Raw genomic sequence first — 2,315 nt, 5'->3', positions numbered from 1 at the left:
TCGGCGAGCGAGACGATTTGTCCCGCCGTCACCGCGACACCCGAGAGCGTGAGGCTGCCGGCACCGGGCAATGTGTCGATGCGCACGGCGCTCAAGCTATCGCCCGCATCGATATCGCTAAAACCGAAGTTTGCCGCGGTCGTCGTATGGGAGGCGTCTTCGTTGATCGTGACGGTGGCATCAGCTCCGGTGGGAGCCTCGTTGACGTTAGTCAGATTAATAGTGAAGGTTTCATCATAGGTCAGCCCGCCGGAATCGGTGACTCTGACGATCACGCTATGGCTGGTGGCTGCTTCGTAGTTCAGCAGCGCTCCATTGGCCACCGTAATCTGACCCGTGCTGCCGTTGATCGCGAATCGTCCGCCGGCAGTGTCGGTCAGGCTATAGCTTTGGGTATCACCGTTATCGGGATCAGTGGTACTGACCGTACCCACCGAGGTACCATTGGCGGCATTCTCAGCCACCGTGTTCGCCGATAGGGCCAAGTCCGTCGGTGCATCATTGATGGCTGTGATGTTCACCGTCATGCTGCCAGTGGCGGACAAGGCTCCGCCAGGGCCTTGGCTACCCGCATTGCCATCGTTGAAGGTCCAGTTAATTTGGACACTGGCCGGCGGAGCGTCACTGCTGTTGCTATAGGCGATCTGCCGCATCGCCGAGTTCACCAGTGTATTGGTCGCGTTGTCGTTAAACGTGAGGGTCAGCGTGCCGCTGCTATTCGTGTAGATTCCGATATTGGTGCCACTGACGATGACGTTGCCGCTGCTCAAGCTCAAGGTGCCGCTGGCGCTGAACACATCGTCGCTGCTCGCCCCGCCGTTGCGCGCCAGGGTTAGCGTGGCCCCAGTGAAACTGTTAGCTGTACTAAGTTCGGCATCGACGATTTGCACATCGGCATCCAGCACGACGGGTGAGCCGTTCTCCGTATAAGTCGGGGTACCATTGAGCGTGTTCATCATGATGCCGAAGCTGAGGTCAAGGGTGCCGTCGGTGGCATAGCGCACAATTGCCTGGTCATAATCCGACCCATTGTACATCGTGCCGACAACGACGATCTTGCCATCGGCCTGCAAGGTCGCCGCCCGCGCATACTCCATGTCCGCGCTCACGGCCGTCGTGATGAGACCGCCCGTGCCAAAGCTGGTATCAAGCGTCCCATCGGCATTGAACCGCATGGCGGCAAACACATCGTTTGCCGCGCCTGCACCGCCGGATCCAGCCACAATGATCTTGCCGTCCGATTGCAGCAGGGCAATGCCGAGATCAATGCCCGATGCCGAGACCGATTGCGTAACGATGCCGTCGCCACCGCCGAAGCTCGTATCCAGCGAGCCATCGCTATGCAACCGCAACAGCCCGATGTCGCTGCCGGCCCCGGCGAGAATGATCTTGCCGTCTGGTTGGAGCACCACCGACGCCGCGTACGCACTACCCAAATTCAAGAGGTAGCTGGCCACCCCGTCGCCACCGCCAAAACTCGTATCCAGCGAGCCATCGCTGTGGTAGCGCACGACGGTGTAATCCCCCGTGTAGTAGGCCCTACCGGTAAGGAGAATCTTGCCGTCCGGTTGTAGGGTAATGGCATAGGCGTCTTCCGGCGCAACCGAAAGTGCTGTGATAAGAGAGCCCCCCGTGCCGAAGCTGGGATCGGGCGTCCCGTCGGACAGCAATCGCGTCAGCATGTAATTCGACGAACTACTCCCGTTGTCATTCGAGCCGCCCACGATGATTCGTCCATCAGGCTGGACCGTCACCGCATAACCTGTGTTATTGCCAGGACCGGCTATGAAGAACGTCGCGACCCCATCGCCGCCCCCGAAACTCGTATCGAGTGTCCCGTCGGCGTTATACCGCACCACATGCGCGGATGTCCCCACAAATCCCGTGACGAGAATCTTGCCATCTGACTGCAGTGTCACACCCCGGCCTTCACACCCCGTGGACAATGTCGTGATCACAATCCCATCGCCGCCCCCGAAACTCATATCGAGCGTCCCGTCGGCATTGTACCGCGCTAATACCGTATCGGAGTTGGCGCTGCCGGAAACGAGAATCTTGCCGTCCGGCTGGACGACCACACCATATGCCACGTCGTCGCCGCCACTGAGAGAGGTGGTCACCATGCCGTCCCGCACAACGAACGTGGGCGCATCATTGATGGAAATCACATTGACGGTGAGGGTGTTGGGTGCGGCATCATAGGTGTTGTTGCTGTCGCTAACAGAGAATGTGAAACTGGCATATCCCGTTCCGTTTGCACCAGCCACGGGAGTAAAGACCAAGTTACCCGCTGTAATATCGGCGAGCGAGACGAT

The 2,315-nt window shown here is 59.2% G+C and carries 1 protein-coding gene; it reads right to left on the bottom strand.

Features of this window, described 5'->3' with window-relative positions; translation table 11 throughout:
- Positions 1-2,315: cadherin domain-containing protein (locus tag C8R34_RS16090; RefSeq protein WP_181415511.1), on the bottom strand; the 2,315-nt coding region annotated here is incomplete at both ends.

Source organism: Nitrosomonas sp. Nm84, assembly GCF_003201565.1.
Lineage (GTDB): Bacteria > Pseudomonadota > Gammaproteobacteria > Burkholderiales > Nitrosomonadaceae > Nitrosomonas.
Note: the sequence above shows the minus strand (reverse complement) of the source record. Positions and strands in the feature narration are given on the sequence as shown.